Origin of the sequence: Sphingomonas glacialis (genome assembly GCF_014653575.1) — a bacterium.
GTDB lineage: Bacteria > Pseudomonadota > Alphaproteobacteria > Sphingomonadales > Sphingomonadaceae > Sphingomonas > Sphingomonas glacialis.
This window is the reverse complement of sequence record NZ_BNAQ01000001.1, coordinates 845,945-861,821: the sequence shown is the minus strand read 5'-3', so window position 1 is coordinate 861,821 and position 15,877 is coordinate 845,945. Positions and strand designations below refer to the sequence as shown.

General features: G+C 68.3%; 19 protein-coding genes and 1 tRNA gene. 11 read left to right on the top strand and 9 right to left on the bottom strand.

What is annotated here, in order from left to right; genetic code table 11:
• Window positions 1-27: 27 nt before the first annotated feature.
• The 4 genes from IE187_RS04110 to IE187_RS04095 all read right to left on the bottom strand — a co-directional run bounded on the left by IE187_RS04110 (window position 28) and on the right by IE187_RS04095 (window position 2,501).
• Window positions 28-103 (bottom strand) — tRNA-Thr (locus tag IE187_RS04110).
• 18 nt (window positions 104-121) lie between these two features.
• On the bottom strand, window positions 122-982 hold the full coding sequence (locus IE187_RS04105; RefSeq protein ID WP_189675199.1) for a hypothetical protein: 861 nt from the start codon (window positions 980-982) through the stop codon (window positions 122-124).
• Complete coding sequence (locus IE187_RS04100) at window positions 979-1,194, bottom strand: hypothetical protein (RefSeq protein WP_189675198.1); 216 nt, start codon at window positions 1,192-1,194, stop codon at window positions 979-981. Before IE187_RS04100 ends, IE187_RS04105 begins: the two co-directional genes overlap by 4 nt.
• Window positions 1,191-2,501 carry a replication-associated recombination protein A gene (locus IE187_RS04095; RefSeq protein WP_189675582.1) on the bottom strand — a complete coding sequence of 437 codons (1,311 nt, stop codon included), beginning with the start codon at window positions 2,499-2,501 and terminating at the stop codon, window positions 1,191-1,193. The genes IE187_RS04100 and IE187_RS04095 overlap by 4 nt, the downstream gene beginning before the upstream one ends.
• A gap of 169 nt (window positions 2,502-2,670) precedes the next feature.
• Here IE187_RS04095 and IE187_RS04090 point away from each other — a divergent pair, with 169 nt between their 5' ends.
• Both IE187_RS04090 and IE187_RS04085 read left to right on the top strand, forming a co-directional pair.
• Complete coding sequence (locus IE187_RS04090; protein WP_438810913.1) at window positions 2,671-3,291, top strand: PadR family transcriptional regulator; 621 nt, start codon at window positions 2,671-2,673, stop codon at window positions 3,289-3,291.
• A complete protein-coding gene (locus tag IE187_RS04085; protein WP_189675197.1) occupies window positions 3,291-3,605 on the top strand; it encodes a DUF2218 domain-containing protein in 315 nt (104 codons plus the stop codon). The genes IE187_RS04090 and IE187_RS04085 overlap by 1 nt, the downstream gene beginning before the upstream one ends.
• Window positions 3,606-3,680: 75 nt before the next feature.
• Here IE187_RS04085 and IE187_RS04080 read toward each other — a convergent pair whose 3' ends face one another.
• Window positions 3,681-4,859: a glycosyltransferase family 4 protein gene (locus tag IE187_RS04080; protein ID WP_189675196.1), complete on the bottom strand. Its 1,179-nt coding sequence runs from the start codon at window positions 4,857-4,859 to the stop codon at window positions 3,681-3,683.
• A gap of 76 nt (window positions 4,860-4,935) precedes the next feature.
• Here IE187_RS04080 and IE187_RS04075 point away from each other — a divergent pair, with 76 nt between their 5' ends.
• Entirely contained in the window at window positions 4,936-5,640 is a 705-nt protein-coding gene (locus IE187_RS04075) for a glutathione binding-like protein (RefSeq protein ID WP_133189158.1), read from the top strand.
• Window positions 5,641-5,643: 3 nt separating this feature from the next.
• On the opposite strand, the gene IE187_RS04070 is transcribed toward IE187_RS04075, so the two are convergent.
• The gene (locus tag IE187_RS04070) at window positions 5,644-6,054 is read right to left on the bottom strand and encodes a BLUF domain-containing protein (protein WP_189675195.1); all 411 of its coding nucleotides are present in this window, start codon (window positions 6,052-6,054) and stop codon (window positions 5,644-5,646) included.
• 148 nt (window positions 6,055-6,202) lie between these two features.
• On the opposite strand from IE187_RS04070, the gene radA reads away from it, so the two are divergent.
• Genes radA through IE187_RS04045 form a run of 5 tightly spaced genes read left to right on the top strand, consistent with a single transcriptional unit; the run spans window position 6,203 to window position 10,791 of the window.
• Window positions 6,203-7,576 (top strand): DNA repair protein RadA, encoded by a 1,374-nt coding sequence (gene radA / locus IE187_RS04065; protein ID WP_189675194.1) that lies wholly within the window; start codon window positions 6,203-6,205, stop codon window positions 7,574-7,576.
• A 43-nt stretch (window positions 7,577-7,619) separates the two neighbouring features.
• Window positions 7,620-8,189, top strand: a complete 570-nt coding sequence (locus tag IE187_RS04060) for a CvpA family protein (RefSeq protein ID WP_133189155.1) — start codon at window positions 7,620-7,622, stop codon at window positions 8,187-8,189.
• Window positions 8,190-8,234: 45 nt separating this feature from the next.
• Window positions 8,235-8,669, top strand: coding sequence for an iron-sulfur cluster assembly scaffold protein (locus tag IE187_RS04055; protein WP_189675193.1), 435 nt, complete (start codon window positions 8,235-8,237; stop codon window positions 8,667-8,669).
• On the top strand, window positions 8,666-10,465 hold the full coding sequence (locus tag IE187_RS04050) for a cation:proton antiporter domain-containing protein (protein WP_189675192.1): 1,800 nt from the start codon (window positions 8,666-8,668) through the stop codon (window positions 10,463-10,465). The genes IE187_RS04055 and IE187_RS04050 overlap by 4 nt, the downstream gene beginning before the upstream one ends.
• Complete coding sequence (locus tag IE187_RS04045; RefSeq protein ID WP_189675191.1) at window positions 10,462-10,791, top strand: DUF423 domain-containing protein; 330 nt, start codon at window positions 10,462-10,464, stop codon at window positions 10,789-10,791. Before IE187_RS04050 ends, IE187_RS04045 begins: the two co-directional genes overlap by 4 nt.
• Before the next feature lie 269 nt (window positions 10,792-11,060).
• Here IE187_RS04045 and IE187_RS04040 read toward each other — a convergent pair whose 3' ends face one another.
• From IE187_RS04040 to IE187_RS04030, 3 genes are read right to left on the bottom strand one after another with little or no spacing between them, the layout of a single operon-like run.
• Window positions 11,061-11,210 (bottom strand): DUF2256 domain-containing protein, encoded by a 150-nt coding sequence (locus IE187_RS04040; RefSeq protein ID WP_133189151.1) that lies wholly within the window; start codon window positions 11,208-11,210, stop codon window positions 11,061-11,063.
• Window positions 11,211-11,247: 37 nt separating this feature from the next.
• On the bottom strand, window positions 11,248-12,339 hold the full coding sequence (gene aroB, locus IE187_RS04035) for a 3-dehydroquinate synthase (protein ID WP_189675190.1): 1,092 nt from the start codon (window positions 12,337-12,339) through the stop codon (window positions 11,248-11,250).
• Complete coding sequence (locus IE187_RS04030) at window positions 12,336-12,890, bottom strand: shikimate kinase (RefSeq protein ID WP_133192011.1); 555 nt, start codon at window positions 12,888-12,890, stop codon at window positions 12,336-12,338. Before IE187_RS04030 ends, aroB begins: the two co-directional genes overlap by 4 nt.
• An 85-nt stretch (window positions 12,891-12,975) precedes the next feature.
• Between IE187_RS04030 and IE187_RS04025 the strand changes: the two genes are divergently transcribed.
• From IE187_RS04025 to IE187_RS04015, 3 genes are read left to right on the top strand one after another with little or no spacing between them, the layout of a single operon-like run.
• Window positions 12,976-13,113 carry a hypothetical protein gene (locus IE187_RS04025; protein WP_189675189.1) on the top strand — a complete coding sequence of 46 codons (138 nt, stop codon included), beginning with the start codon at window positions 12,976-12,978 and terminating at the stop codon, window positions 13,111-13,113.
• Window positions 13,094-14,941, top strand: a complete 1,848-nt coding sequence (locus IE187_RS04020) for a hypothetical protein (protein WP_189675188.1) — start codon at window positions 13,094-13,096, stop codon at window positions 14,939-14,941. The genes IE187_RS04025 and IE187_RS04020 overlap by 20 nt, the downstream gene beginning before the upstream one ends.
• On the top strand, window positions 14,938-15,873 hold the full coding sequence (locus tag IE187_RS04015; protein WP_189675187.1) for a tyrosine-type recombinase/integrase: 936 nt from the start codon (window positions 14,938-14,940) through the stop codon (window positions 15,871-15,873). The genes IE187_RS04020 and IE187_RS04015 overlap by 4 nt, the downstream gene beginning before the upstream one ends.
• Window positions 15,874-15,877: the final 4 nt, after the last annotated feature.

Below are 15,877 nucleotides of genomic sequence, written 5' to 3'. Positions count from 1 at the left end.
TGCGGCCCGAATCTCGAGGATTCGAAGTGGTGCCGGCTGCAGGAATCGAACCCGCGACATCCAGTTTACAAAACTGGCGCTCTACCAACTGAGCTAAGCCGGCACGTTGTCGCTCAATGCGTCAGGTTATGCCGAAGGTCCAGCCCTCGGTGCGCGCAATTTGGGGGGTCAGCGCGCTTGGGTGCCAAAAATCGGTGCGGGCCGCGTTCGCGCGGAGCCAGGCGGCGGTGAGGATCGCGTCGGTCGCGTGATCGGTATAGCGCGCGAGCGGCGTGTGCGCGCGGCTGCCGAGCGTGGCGAGCGCAGTGTCGAGCGCGGCGGCATCGCGCAGCTTGCTGCGTCCCTTGCGCACCCCGGCGGCGCGCGCGGCGATCGTCGTGTAGATTTCGACGACGCAGGCACCGGTGTGGGGGGCGGGGTCGATCGGCCAGACCGGGATGGCTGGCGCGAGATGGTGGAGCAGCCTCATGCCGGCAAAGCTCGCCTTGGCGACCTGCGCTGCGCCGATCGCATCGTAGACGGTCGAGGGCTTGCCGAACCCGGCGGCATTGTGATGCGCCTCGCAGCGGCGGAAGTGGAGGAAATCGGCCTTCGTGCCGTCGGCGGCGCCAAGATAGAAATGCGTCCCGCGGCGCGATTCGAGGAACGAGGCAGCGCCGAGATCGGCATCGGGGGCGTGCGCATCGACATAGCCCCAGAAGGCGCGCGCGGTCGTGGGCGCAGCCTCGCCGGGCAGATAGGCGCCGCGCTCGACATAGGGTGGCGCAAAGCTGAAGTCGAAGCCGACGAGCAGCGGCGTCTCGGCCTGATCGCGCAGCCAGTGCAGGATGTCGGCGCGCGACCAGACACCGCGCGGCGGCGAGACGAGCGTCGGGGCCGCCGCGCCAGTCTCGCACAGCGCTAGCGCGATGCCGGGGTGGCGCGCGCCCTTCGCTCCGGACCAATCGATCGCGGCAAAGCGAGTGAAGTGCGTCGGGATCACGCCCTTGTTCGCGGTTTGCTGCGTTTGCGCGCAGCCGCCTGGACGCGGTCGGGATCGTCGCTGCCGTGGCGGACGAGCAAGGTGGGCCAGCCGATCGAGACGAAGGTCCGGCCGTCCGATCCGACCTTCACCGCCGCGCCGTCATCAGGCGTCGCGGCGATCGTGTCGGGCAAGGTCAACGCGGCGGCGGCGCGCGAAGCCCAGTCCTTCATTGCGCGTCTTTCAAGCTCGCCCACCACGCCATGCGGTCTGCGATGCGCTTTTCGACGCCGCGATCGGTCGGGACATAGAAGGTCTGCGGCTCCATCTCCGCAGGCCAATAGTTCGATCCTGAGAAGCCATCGGCCGTATCGTGATCGTAGGCATAGCCCTTGCCGTAGCCGATCTCCTTCATCAGCTTGGTCGGGGCGTTCAGGATGTTCTCGGGTGGCATCAGCGATCCGGTCTCGCGTGCCGATTTCCACGCCGCCTTTTGCGCCTTGTAGGCGGCATTCGATTTTGGGGCGGTGGCGAGGTAGAGGCATGCCTGCGCGATCGCGAGCTCACCCTCGGGCGATCCCAGGAAATCGTAGGCGTCTTTGGCGGCGAGGCACTGCGTCAGCGCGTTCGGATCGGCAAGGCCGATATCCTCGACCGCCATGCGGACCATCCGGCGCAGCAGATAGAGCGGTTCCTCGCCCGCGGTGAGCATGCGCGCGAGATAGTAGAGCGCGGCCTGCGGGTCCGATCCGCGCACCGCTTTGTGGAGCGCGGAGATGAGATTGTAATGCCCCTCGCGATCCTTGTCGTAGACCGCGACGCGACGCTGCAGGAAGGCGGAAAGGCCGGCGGGGTCGAGCGGCTCGGGCAGGTTGACCGCGAACAGCGTCTCGGCCTGGTTGAGCAGGAAGCGGCCGTCGCCATCGGCGCTGGCGATCATCGCATCGCGCGCGGGCGCGGTGAGCGGAAGCGGCTGGTCCTCGATCTCCTCGGCGCGGTCGAGCAACTTGCCGAGCGCGGCGTGGTCGAGCCGGTGGAGGATCAGCACTTGCGCGCGGCTGAGCACGGCGGCGTTGAGCTCGAACGACGGATTTTCGGTCGTCGCGCCGACCAGGGTGACGGTGCCGTCCTCGACATAGGGCAGGAAGCCGTCCTGCTGCGCGCGATTGAAGCGGTGGATCTCGTCGACGAACAGCAAGGTCCGCTTGCCCAGCCGGGCATGGTCGCGCGCCTCGGCGAACGCTTTCTTGAGGTCGGCGACGCCTGAAAACACCGCCGAGATCGCGACGAAGCGCAAGCCGACGGCATCGGCGAGCAACCGCGCGATCGTCGTCTTGCCGGTGCCGGGCGGTCCCCACAGGATCATCGACGACAGGCGGCCGGCCGCGACCATCCGCCCGATCGCGCCCTCGGGGCCAGTGATGTGCTCCTGCCCGACGACCTCGGCGAGCGTGGTCGGGCGGAGGCGATCGGCGAGCGGGGCAGTCGCGCTGACAGCCTCGGCGGCGGGCGGATCGAAGGCGGCGAAAAGATCGGGCATCCAGGCAAGATAGGCGTTCCGACGCACGCTAACCACCCGTGGCGGATGGGGCCTGGGCTGGCTCGCGTGGGAGAGGCGCGAGCAGGGTCTCAAAAAAGTGCGCGGCAGCCCTTGCGAAGAGTGCATTAAGATATATCTTAGTGCTATCGTGTTATACAGAAGGAACGATATGTTTGGATTTTCAGAACGCGGCAGCCACGGCTGCCAACCCGGGCACGGCCGTATGGGCATGCGCGGTGGACCGGGCGGCGGGCGGCACTTCGGTGGCGGGCGCGGCGCCGGGCATGGCAGCGGTCGGGGCGAGGGTGAGGGGCGCGGTGGCCCGCGCGGCCGGCGGATGTTCGACGGCGGCGAGCTGCGGCTCGTCTTGCTCAAGCTGATCGCCGACGAGCCGCGCCACGGCTATGACCTGATCCGCTCGATCGAGGATCTCACCGGTGGCGCCTACGCGCCGAGCCCGGGGGTGGTCTATCCGACGCTGACGCTGCTCGACGAAATGGAGCTGATCGAAGCGCGGCAGGCCGAGGGGGCGAAAAAGCTCTTCGCGATCACCGAGGGCGGGACGGCGCTGCTCGCCGAGAATGGCGAATTGGTCGAGGCGCTGTTCGCGCGGCTCGCCGAGGTCGGTGCCGAGCGGGCGCGGACCGAGAGTTCGGCGGTGCGCCGCGCGATGGGCAATCTGCGCGAGGTGCTGGTGCACAAGCTGCGCCACGAGCAGGTCGAGCAGGAAACGCTCCACCAGATCGTCGCGCTGATCGACGACGCCGCGCAGAAGATCGAGCGGCTGTGATGGCCTATACCGCAACCGCCCGCGTGCCGACCGCCTCGGCGAGCAAATACCTCCAGCAGACGTGCAAGCATTGGGAGCACAATCTGGCGGTGGTCTTCACCCCCGAACACGGGACGATCGTCTTCCCCAGGGATGCGCGTGGCGCCGCGCATCCCGGTGATGCGACGGTGACGTTCGATGCGCATCCCGATGTGCTTGAGGTGCGGATCGACGCGACGTCGGTCGAGCAGCTCGATGGCCTGAAGGGTGCCGTCGCGCGCCATCTCGATCGCTTCGCGTTTCGCGAGGCGCCGCTGAGCTATGACTGGCGCTAGGCCCTGACCGCCGTGTGGTTGACCCGCGATCCGCGCTTCCCACAGGGGAGGGCCGGATCGCGGGCAACGACCGTTTTACGCGGCGTGCGCGGCGCCGGTCGGATGCCCGGACGCGCGGCGCTCGAGTACCTTGAGATAGGTGTCGAGCACGACCTGGTTGATCCGCTCCCATTGATACGTCGCCGCTTCGGCATGACCTGCCGCGCCGGCGCTGCGGCGGAACGCGTCATCCTCGCAGAAGCGCTGGAGCGCATCGGCATAGCCTTCGATATCGGTCGGCGGGACGATCAGCCCGGTCACGCCGTCGGCGATCAGCCCGACCGCGCCCGACGCGCGCGCCGCGACCACGGGCACGCCCGCCGCCATCGCCTCGAGCGTGACATTGCCGAAGGTCTCGGTGAGGCTCGGGTTGAAGAACACATCCATCGACGCGACCGCACGCCCGAGATCGTCGCCGGTCAGATAGCCCGCGAACACCGCATTGGGCGCCTGCTGCGCGAACCAGTCGCGCGCGGGGCCTTCGCCGACGACGAAGGTGCGATGCTTGACGCCGCGCTGGTCGAGCGCGCGGAGCGCCTGCGCGAACACGTCGAGGCCCTTTTCCTTGACCAGCCGGCCGAGGAACCCGACCGCGATCTCGTCATCGGCGATGCCGAGGCTGCGGCGCCACGCGAGATCGCGCCGCGCGGGATTGAAGCGTTCGTGATTGACGCCGCGCGACCAGCGCGTGACCGGCGTCGGCACGCCCCAGTCGTGCAAGATCTCGCCCATCATCTGGCTCGGCGCGAGCACTTCGTCGACGCGGCTGTAGAAGCGCTGTTGCGCGCGGATCATCATCGGCACGAGGAACCCGAGCCCGTAATAGCTCATATAGGTCTCGAAGCGCGTATGGTACGAAGCGACGCACGCGATGTCGTGCTTCTCGGCATAAGCGAGCGCCTTGTGGCCGAGCCAGTCGGGCGCCGACAGGTGGATCAGGTTCGGCGCGAACGCCGCCAGATCGCGCCGCACGCGATTGCCCATGCCGCGCGTCAGCTTGTATTCGCCGCGCAGCGGGATCTTGATCGAGGGTGCGCTGACGAGGTCGCCGGTCGGCGGAAAGGCTGGCGTGCGGCTGGTGGGGGCATAGACGCGCACCTTGACGCCGCGGCTCAGCAAATGGCCGACGAGCAAATTGAGCGTCTGGTTCGCACCATCGCGGGTATAGTTATAGTTGCCGCTGAAGAGCGCGACACGGAGATCGGAAGCTTGCATCGGATGGCGCCATAGCGAAGCGCGGGGCGCGTGACTATCTCCTGCACGCCATCGTGGCGCGCCAAAGGAGTTCGCAATGCCCGATCTTTCCGCTTTCCCGATCACCAAGCGCTGGCCGGCACAGCATCCCGAGCGGTTGCAGCTCTATTCGTTGCCGACCCCGAATGGCGTCAAGGTCTCGATCATGCTCGAGGAAACCGGGTTGGCGTACGAGCCGCACCTGGTCGATTTCGCCAAGGACGACCAGAAGACCCCCGAATTTGAATCGCTCAACCCCAATGGCAAGATCCCCGCGATCCTCGATCCCGACGGCCCGGGCGGCACGCCGCTGGCCTTGTTCGAATCGGGCGCGATCCTGCTCTACCTTGCCGAGAAGACCGGCCGGTTCCTGCCGAGCGACCCGGTCGCGCGGCTTCAGGCGATCCAATGGGTGATGTTCCAGATGGGCGGCGTCGGCCCGATGTTCGGCCAGATGGGCTTCTTCGTGAAGTTCGCCGGCAAGGACTTCGAGGACAAGCGCCCGCGCGACCGCTATGTGGCAGAAACCAGGCGATTGCTCGGCGTGATGGATGTCGCGCTCGCCGACAAGCGCTGGTTTGTTGGCGCGGACTATACAATCGCCGATATCGCGATGCTGGGTTGGGTGAACGCGGTTGTCGACTTTTACGGTGCGGGCGCGCTTGTCGGGTTCGACGACTTTGCCAACGTCAAGGCGTGGCTCGCGCGTGGGCTCGCGCGGCCGGCGGTGCAGCGCGGGCTCACCATCCCGGCGCGCGGGTAGCGCTCACGCGGCGGCGTGGACTTGCGCAAAGCCTTCGAAATAGCCGCGCACGGTCGGGTCGGTGATCGGCTCGACCAGCGTGGCGACAGTTTCGGGGAGCGTTATTGCATCGCCGCCGCCCGTGCCGCCGCGGTTGAAGCCCATCGCCCATTGGCCAAAGGTCGGCGTGTCGATTGTCGTGCGCGAGAGGATGACGACGGCGTGGTGGCGCGGATCGGCCTTGATCCTGTTGAAGACGGTCTCGACGGCAGCTTCCGGGCCTTCGAGCGCCTGGAGGAAGCGGCGTCCACCCGCGACGAGCAGGCCGGTCACGCCGACGGCGGCATTGTTACGGCGTGAGGCGATCAGGATAGCATCGAGTTCCGCCGTCGTGAGCGGGGATCTCGTGCTGCTGATATAGATGAGACGCTGCATGCTTACGCTCCAGACCTGGAACATCCGGTTTCTGCGCAAAGCGCGAAAGAACGGTTAAGATCTCGCGCTACGACATTTTGAAAGCGCATAAAGGTACAGCGTCGGAAAATCTGTTCCCCTCTCGTTCTCCGCTCGCTATGCTCGTCCCATGGCCAAACTTCAAAAACGCTATGTCTGCCAGGCCTGTGGATCGGTGTCGCACCGCTGGCAGGGGCAGTGCGCCGACTGCGCCGAATGGAACACGCTGGTCGAGGAAGCAGGCGGCGGCACCGTGACGCCGTTCCAGGCCAAGCATAACCTCCAGTCGGGTGGGCGTACGATGACGCTGGTCGGGCTCGATGCCGAGATCGCGCTGCCCGAACGGATGACATCGGGGATCGCCGAGCTCGACCGCGCACTTGGCGGTGGCTTCGTCGAGGGATCGGCGACGCTGATCGGCGGTGATCCCGGGATCGGCAAGTCGACGTTGCTGCTCCAGGCGGCGGCGAAGATGGCGCTCGCGGGCCTGAGCGTTGCGTACGTCTCGGGCGAGGAAGCTGCCGATCAGGTCCGCCTGCGCGCGCGACGTCTGGGATTGGGGCACGCGCCGGTTCAGCTCGCGGCGGCGAGTTCGACGCGCGATATCCTGACGACCTTGGGGCAGGGGCAGCCGCCTGCCTTGCTCGTGATCGATTCGATCCAGACGATGCACAGCGATCTGATCGAAGGCGCGCCGGGCACCGTCAGCCAGGTGCGCGCGTCGGCACAGGAGCTGATCCGCTTCGCCAAGGAGCGCGGGACGGCGGTGGTGCTGGTTGGCCATGTCACCAAGGACGGGTCGATCGCGGGGCCGCGCGTGCTCGAACATATGGTCGACACCGTGCTGAGCTTCGAGGGCGAGCGCAGCCACCAATATCGCATCCTGCGCGCGATCAAGAACCGCTTCGGCGGGACCGACGAGATCGGCGTGTTCGCGATGGTCTCGGAAGGCTTGTCCGAGGTCGGCAATCCCTCGGCGCTGTTCCTGACGCAGCGCGACGAGGGGATGACGGGGACGACGGTGTTCCCCGCGCTCGAGGGGACGCGGCCGGTGTTGGTCGAGATCCAGGCGCTGGTGGTCCGGCTCGCGAGCGGGGCGACGCCGCGGCGCGCGGTGGTCGGCTGGGACAGCGGGCGGCTGGCGATGGTGCTCGCGGTGCTCGAGGCGCGCTGTGGCCTGAGTTTCTCGTCGAGCGAAGTCTATCTCAACATTGCCGGCGGCTACCGCGTGCAGGATCCGGCGGCCGATCTGGCGGTGGCGGCGGCGTTGATCTCGGCGCTGTCCGAGCGGCCGGTGCCCGCCGATGCGGTGGTGTTCGGCGAGCTTGCGCTGTCGGGCGAAGTGCGGCCGGTCGCGCACGGCGCCTTGCGACTGAAGGAAGCGGGCAAGCTCGGTTTCGAGCGCGCGCTGCTGCCTGCGGCGGTGCAGGACGACAAGAGCGGGTTGAAGCTGACCGGCTTCCGCACGCTCGGGAGTTTCGTCGAGCATATGCTTGGACGATAGCAGCCCCTCGACTTAACCCATCGCTCGGCGATAAGGCGCGGGGATGCATCTTACCGCGCTCGATATCCTTGTCCTGCTCACCGTCGGCGGATCGGCCACGCTCGGGCTCGTGCGCGGGTTCGTCACCGAAGTGCTCTCGCTGTTCGCCTGGGTGGCGATCGTCTTTGCGCTCAAGCTGTTCCATGTGCCGCTGACGCACGCGCTGACCGGCATGGTCGGCACCACCACGGGCGCTGCGGTGCTCGCCTTTGCGATCCTTGGCGGCGTGACCTATTTCGGGGGGCGGATGGTCGCCAATGCGATCGGTGCGCGCACGCGCGATTCGATTCTCGGGCCGGTCGACCGTGCGCTCGGCTTCGGCTTCGGTGCGCTGAAGGGGCTGATCTTGGCGAGCCTCGCCTTCCTGCTCGTCGTGCTGATGACCGACACGATGAGCGGCGGCCCGACGCACCGGCCCGAATGGCTGACCCAGGCCAAGGTCTATCCGTTGCTCAACACGACGAGCGCGAGCATCGCCGACTTCGTCGACCGTCGGCGCCGTGGCGAGCCGGTGTTCGGCCCGGCCCATGTGCGGACGCCGCGCGCCGCCGAGCCCGACAACGCCGCCGACTGACCGCGGCGGGGTGACGCGCGCGGCGAGCCCGCCTACATAGGCGACATGACCGCGCCGCTCTACACCACCGAGATCCTCCGCCTCTCGACGACGATTCCGCACCATCAGCGTTTGCCCGATCCGATGGGCTCATCGGAGAAGCGCTCGCCGGTGTGCGGCAGCCGCGTGACGGTCGACGTCAACATGGATCGCGACGGGCGTGTCGCTGAGCTCGGGATGCTGGTGCGCGCCTGTGCGCTGGGCCAGGCTTCGGCATCGCTGATGGGGGCCGAGGTGATCGGCAAGACTCCCGCCGAACTCGTCGCAGCGCGCGATGCGCTGGCCGCTTGGCTGGCGAGCGAGGGGCCGCCGCCGAGCTGGACGGGGCTCGAGCTGTTCGCGCCCGCGCTGCCGCACAGCGCGCGCCATGCCTCGATCCGGCTCGCCTTCGAGGCTGCGGCCGAGGCGGCGCAAGCCGCTGCCACCAAGGCACCGGCATGAGCGAATCGCTGCTGCTCGATGGCGTCATCCTCGGCGGCTTCGCGCTCGTCTTCGTCCTGATCTTCCGCCGCTTCGGGCTCGGTGCGACGCTCGGTTATCTGGTCGCGGGCGCGGTGGTCGGGCCGCAAGTGCTGCATCTTGTCGGCAATGCCGAATCGAAGATGGGCATCGCCGAGCTCGGCATCACGTTGCTGCTGTTCATCGTCGGCTTAGAACTCAACCCGACGCGGCTGTGGGCGCTCAAGAAGGAAATCTTCGGGCTTGGCCTGATGCAGGTCGTGCTGTGCGGGCTCGCGGTGACGGGCGTGGTCTGGCTCTCGACGCGGCTCGGCGGATCGCCGCAGCATTTCTCTTGGGCCGCCGCTCTCGTGCTCGGCCTACCGCTCGCGCTGTCGTCGACCGCGCAGGTATTGCCGATGCTGCAATCGGCGGGGCGGCTGCGCACACCGTTCGGGGAGCGCGCCTTTTCGATCCTGCTGTTCCAGGATCTTTCGATCGTTCCGTTGATCACGCTGGTCACGGTCTTGTCGCGCAATCCCGCCGATGCCGGTGGGCCGCCGGGCTGGCTGTTGTTCCTCTACACCGTCGGTGCGGTGGCGGGGCTGGTCGCCGCCGGACGCTTCCTGCTGCGGCCGCTGTTCCGCATCATCGGCAATATGGGCGAGCGCGAGATGTTCGTGTTTGCCGCTTTGTTCACCGTGATCGGCGCGGCGGCGATCATGGAATCGCTTGGCCTGTCGACCGCGCTCGGTGCGTTCGTCGCGGGCGTGATGCTCGCCGACAGCCCGTATCGGCATGAACTGGAAGCAGACGTCGAGCCGTTCCGCTCGATCCTGCTCGGGCTGTTCTTCCTCGCGGTCGGGATGATGCTCGACCTTCATGCGATCGCCGAGCGGCCGTTCTTCGTCATCGGCATGGCGCTCGCGCTGATCGCGACCAAGGCGCTGATCATCTTCGGCATCGGCATCCTGTTCAAGATGAAGTGGCGCGCGGCGCTCGCGCTCGGGCTGTTGCTGAGCCAGGGCGGCGAGTTCGGCTTCGTGCTGTTCGCGCAGGCGCAGCACGCCTTCCTGATCGCGCCCGAGGCGGCGAGCCTGTTCGGCGCGATCGTCACGCTGTCGATGGCAACGACGCCGTTCCTGATGATGATCACGCAGCGCATCCGCGAGGAGCCGATCATCGCCGGCGAGCGCGACGGGCCGACCGCGGACGGCGCCAATGCGTTGATCGTCGGCTATGGGCGCTTCGGCCAGACCGTCGCGCAGATGCTGATCGCGCAAGGGGTGCCCGTCACGCTGATCGACACCGATATCGAGATGATCGACATCGCGAGCGAATTTGGCGCCAAGGTCTATTACGGCGACGGGACACGGCTCGACATGCTGCGCCAGGCGGGGGCGGGCGAGGCCGAGCTGATCATGTTCTGCATGGATGGCGACCAGATTTCTGCCGATCTCGTCAAGGGCGTGAAGGAGGCGTTTCCGCACGCCTCGATCTACGTCCGCGCCTATGATCGCCGCGCGGTGATCAAGCTCAAGGGCGCGCCGCTCGACGGGGTGGTGCGCGAAGTGCTCGAATCGGCGGTCAAGATGGGACGGATGGCGCTCAAGAGCATCGGCGTCGATCAGGCCGAGATCGACCGTACCGAGGACACCTATCGCCGCAAGGACAAGGAGCGGCTGCGCGCGCAAGTCGCCGCGGGCGACATCCGCGCCGCGCGCGAGAAGATCATCACGCAGGACGAACGCGAATCGGCGCTGCCCGAGGACGAAGCATCGGTGGAGGGACCACGATGAACTGGATTGCCATTCTCGCTGCGCTGTCGGGGGCGCTGGCGATCGGCGCGGGCGCGTTCGGCGCGCATGGCGCGGGCAAGGACGCGGCCGAATGGCTCAAGACCGGAGCGCATTATCAGCTGATCCATGCGGTCGCGGCGCTCGTCGCGCTGAAGCTGGAAGCGCGCGGGCCGGCGTGGCTGTTCCTCGCCGGTGGCGCGATCTTTGCGGGCTCGCTCTACCTGATGGCGCTCGGCGCGCCGCGCTGGTTCGGCGCGATCACGCCGATCGGCGGCGCAGCGCTCATCGCCGGCTGGCTGTGGCTGGCCTGGATCGCCCGGGGGTAAGCGCCGCGCGGATCGGTTGACTCGATGGCCCCCTAGACGCGTGATTGACCGGGGCGATCGTTTCCGTTTTTGTACCGATGTCGGATCCCGAATGGTGTGCGCCCAATCGTGACGACGAGCCGGGATAGTGCTGGATCATCTTCACGCTCGAGGTGGGGTTTGTGTTGCTGTCGCTGGCGGTCTTTGCGAGCCTGATAGCGTAACGAGCCCGAGTGGCGAGGTCGGTGGGATTGCCACCAGCGATCGCCGCCAAACCCTTCCGCGCGCCGTCACCCGCTCTTTGCGGCGCGGCGACAGCGTTCCGAGCAATAGACGACGTTGTCCCAGTCGCGCGCCCATTTCTTGCGCCAGGCGAAGGGGCGCTGGCAGACCGGGCAGGTCTTTTCGGGCAGGTTCGCCTTGGCGATGCCTTGGGGCATGAAGGGGGCCTTCCTGGTGCTGCGCGTGGACCGACGCTCAGGCGTCGAGAAACGCCCGGACGTCGACGAGGTTCACCGATGTGTCGAGGTAGGTCCCGCCGATCCCGCGCGCGAGCAGGAAAGGGAGCTTGCCCGCGTCCATCTTCTTGTCGTGGAGCATGTGCGCGACGAGCGTCTCGCCATCGGCCTTTATCCCAGCCGCCGCTACGCCATCGGGCAAGCCGATCGCGCGCAAATGCGCCGCGACGCGATCGGCATCGGCGGCGGGGGCGAGCCCGTGCGCCGCCGAATAGCCGAAAGCCAGCGCCATCCCGGCAGCGACGCCCTCGCCGTGGAGCAAGCGGTCGGAGAAGCCAGCCTCGGCCTCGAGCGCATGGCCGAAGGTGTGGCCGAGATTGAGCAGCGCGCGCTTGCCGGTCGTCTCGCGCTCGTCTTCGGCGACGATCCGCGCCTTGGCGGCGACCGAATGCCCGATGGCGTAGGCGCGCGCGGCGGGATCACCGGCGAGCAAGGCGGGCGCGTTCGCCTCGCACCAGTCGAAAAAGGCGGGGTCGTCGATCAACCCGTATTTCACGACCTCGGCATAGCCCGCGCGGACGTGGCGCAGCGGCAGCGTGTCGAGCACATCCGGGTCGATCAGCACCAACGCAGGCTGGTGGAACGCGCCGACCAAGTTCTTGCCGGCGCGGGAGTTAATCGCGGTCTTGCCGCCGACCGACGAATCGACCTGTGCGAGCAGCGTCGTCGGGATCTGGACGAAGCCGCAGCCGCGCTTGACGATGCTGCAGGCGAAGCCGACGAGATCACCGATCACGCCGCCGCCAAGCGCCACGACATGATCGCCGCGCTCGATGCCGAGGTCGAGCAGCCGGTCGGTGAGCTGTTCGAGCATCGCCCAGCTCTTGGTGCCTTCGCCCGGCGGGAGCACGATTGCTTCGCTTTCGACGCCCGCCGTGGTGAGCGACGCCTGCAGCGTCGCCAGGTGCGGCAGGACGTTCTCGTCGGTGACGATCGCCATCCGCCGGCCGCGCGACAAGGGCTTCAGCCAATCGGCCGCACGCGCGAGCACGCCGGCTTCGATCACGACGTCGTAACTGCGCGAACCGAGCGCTACGGGGATGGTCGTCATATCTTGCCGAGCGCTTTCAGGATGGCGTTGACGGTCGCGTCGTGCGGCGCACGGTGGCTCGAGACGCGGAGGTGTGCCGTCGCGTAGAACGGGTTGCGCACGCGCGCCAGTTCTTCGAGCACCGCGAGCGGATCGCGGTTGCGCAGCAGCGGGCGGGTGTCGCGGCGCGAGACGCGCTCGACCAGCACCGCAGGCTTGGCGTCAAGCCAGATCGCAAAGCCGTTCGACAGGATCGCGGCGCGCGTCTGCGGATCGACAAAGGCGCCGCCGCCGGTCGCGATGACGCGGCGCTCGCCGTCCATCAGGCGGGCGATCACGCGGCGTTCGCCGTCGCGGAAATGCGCTTCGCCGAATCGCTCGAAGATTTCGGACACCGCCATGCCGGCGGCGATCTCGATCTCGCTATCGGCGTCGACGAAGGGCAGGCCGAGGCGCGTGGCGAGCCTGCGCCCGACGGTCGATTTGCCGGCCCCCATCAATCCCACCAGCACGATCGGCTGGCCGGTCCAGATGGGCGGTTCGGGCGGGGAGGGGGCGGGGCTTTGCAACATCGAAGCGAGCGCTATACAGCGCACCTGCGTCTCGGGCAAAAGCTTGGTCGTTGCCCATTTTCAGTTTGTTGCAGGTTGTGAGCCCATGCCCCGTTCGATCGTCGCTCTCATCGTCGTCCTCGTGGTGGTGGTCGCTTTGCTGTTCGGCCTGTCGCGTCTGTCGCACGAAAAGCCGATGAAGCATGTCGAGAAGGCCGTCCCGCTTGCGAATCTCCAGAAGTAAGGTCGCGATCGCCGCGCTGGCCGCGGCGCTGGCGATTCCGGCGCTAGGCCAGGACAAGCCCGAATCGATCCTGCCGCCCGGCTTCGGTGATCCCACGCCGCCGCCGAGCGCACCGCGTCCGCGCGCTGCCCAGCCGAATCGGCCCGACGCCGCGCCGACTGCGGCGCGGCCGGCAGCCCCTGCGGCGGCTCCGCTCGTTCCCGCCCCGCTCGGTCTCACACCGATCGGTCCCGGAGGCCCAGATGCCGCGCCGACGCCGCTCGCAACGCCGGTGTCGACCGTCGCGCCCCCTGCGGCGACCGATTTCGCGGCGTTCGTTCGCGCCGATATGCCGGCGTACGCCCGCCGCTCGCTGGCGCAGGTCGGCGTCGTCGGCCCGGCACAGGGCGCGATGGCGACCGACGCGTTCGGTCGCGCCAATGGCCGCTATCTCGAAACGCTGATGCGGCGGCTGAACCCGCCGGTCGCGTCGCGCTGGGTGTCGATCGTGCTGCGGCGCGCCTTGCTCGCGCGCGTCGATACGCCGCGCGGCGTCAACGGCGCGGATTTTGCCGCCGAGCGCGCGTGGCTGCTGGTGCGGATGGGCGAATCGGTCGCGGCGCGGGCGATGGTGCAAGCGGTCGATACCGAAGATTATACGCCCAAGATGTTTGTCGCAGCGATGCAGGCGGCGCTGGCTGCGGGCGACCCCGCGGCGTTGTGCCCGGCGGTCGAGGCGGGTGCGACGCTCGGCGCCGAGCGGGGGTGGATCCTCGCGCGGGCGATGTGTGCGGGCCTGTCGGGAATGCCCGCGAAGGTACAGCCGTTGCTCACCCAGGCGCGGCGGACGCGGCTGGCCGGGGGTGTCGACCTGTTGCTTGCGCAGAAGGTTGCCGGCACCGGGCAAAGCGGCCGCCAGGCGGTGACGATCGAGTGGGACGATGTCTCGCAACTGACCGCATGGCGCTACGGCCTCGCCACGGCCGCTGGGGTCGAGATCCCGGCAACGCTGCTGGCGACGGGAACGCCTGCGGTCGACGGCTGGCGCGCGCTTGCGCCGACGCTCGCGCCGAACGTCCGCGCGGCGGCGGCCGAGCTTGCGGCGGCACGCGGGATCCTGTCGAGCGCGGCGCTGATCGACCTCTACAGCGCGATCGATGCCGGGGACGACCAGTCGGTCGCCGAAGCCGGCATCGCCCGCGACTTGCGCGCGTCGTATGACGCGAGCAGCGTTGCGGGGCGCGCCGATGCGCTCAAGCGGCTGTGGGACGAACCCAAGACCGATGAAGGCCGCTATGCGCGGCTCGTGCTCACCGCGGGCGCGGCGGCGCGGTTGCCGCAATCGCTCGAAAAGCCCGATATCGACCGCATCGTCGCGTCGATCCTGAGTGCGGGGCTCGATCCGCGCGCGATGCGTTGGCGCGAGAAGGCCGAGCGCGGCAGCACCGCCTGGGCGATGCTTACGCTGGTCGACCCGGCCGAGCCGGTGGCGAGCTATGACGAGGTCAGCGCCTATGCCGGCGCCAACGATTCGGACGGGCTCAAGCGGCGGATGTTCTTCGCTGGCCTGGCCGGCCTCGGCCGGATGTCGGCGAGCGAGATCGAGCGCGGCGCGCGGACGCTCGGCGTGCGCGTCGGGCGCGAGGACAGCTGGACACGCGCGCTCAAGACAGCGGTCGTCGACCGCGAGCCCGGCACGGTGGCGTTGCTGTCGGCGGTGGGGATGCAGACGCGTGCGTGGCGCGGCGTGTCGCCCGAGGCGCTCTATCATATCGTGACCGCGCTGCGTGCGGTCGGCTTGCCGGGCGAGGCCAAGATGGTCGCGGTCGAGGCGATGAGCCGGCTGTGACCGAGCCGTCGGCCGCGGGCGGTGACCGCGCGCTGATCGATCGCTTTCTCGAGATGATGGCCGCCGAATCGGGGGCGGCGAAGAATACCGTGCTCGCCTATCGCAGCGATCTCGAGCTGGCTTCGGGGTTTCTCGAGGGGCGGTTGAGTGCTGCGGGTGCCGACGAGCTCGCGCGGCTCGGTGGCGAATGGCTCGCGCTGTCGAAGGCGAGCGTGGCGCGCAAATCGGCGGCGTTGCGGCGCTTTTTCGCGTTTCTGGTCGATGAGGGGTTTCGCAGCGACGATCCGGGTGCCGCGCTGCCTCGGCCGGGCGCGACGCGCGGGCTGCCCAAGGTGCTCGACCATGCCGATATCGACCGGCTGTTTGCCGCGATCGCCGCGCGAATCGCACGCGACCCGCCCGATCCCAACGACCTGCGGCTCGCCGCGTTGGTCGAGCTGCTGTACGGATCGGGGCTGCGCGCGACCGAGCTGATGTCGCTGCCGCGCCGCGCGGTGGCGCCCGATCGGCCGTATCTCATCCTGCGCGGCAAGGGCGGCAAGGAGCGGCTCGTCCCGCTGTCCGATCGCGCGCGCGCGGCGGTGGCGGTGTGGCGGTTGCATGTTCCCGAGGAGAGCCCGTGGCTGTTCCCCTCGGGCAAGAGCCATCTCAGCCGGATTCGGCTGTACCAGTTGCTCAAGGGCCTGGCGGGCGAGGCGGGGATTCCGCCCGATCGCGTCAGTCCGCACGTGCTGCGGCATGCCTTTGCGACGCATCTGCTCGCAGGCGGGGCCGATCTGCGCGCGCTGCAATCGATGCTCGGCCATGCCGATATCGCGACGACCGAAATCTACACGCATGTCGAGGCGAGCCGGCTCGTGGAGCTCGTCAATACGCGCCATCCGCTGGCCGAGGCGACAGCGCGCGTTGACGCAAAGCGCGGCGGGCCTTAACCGC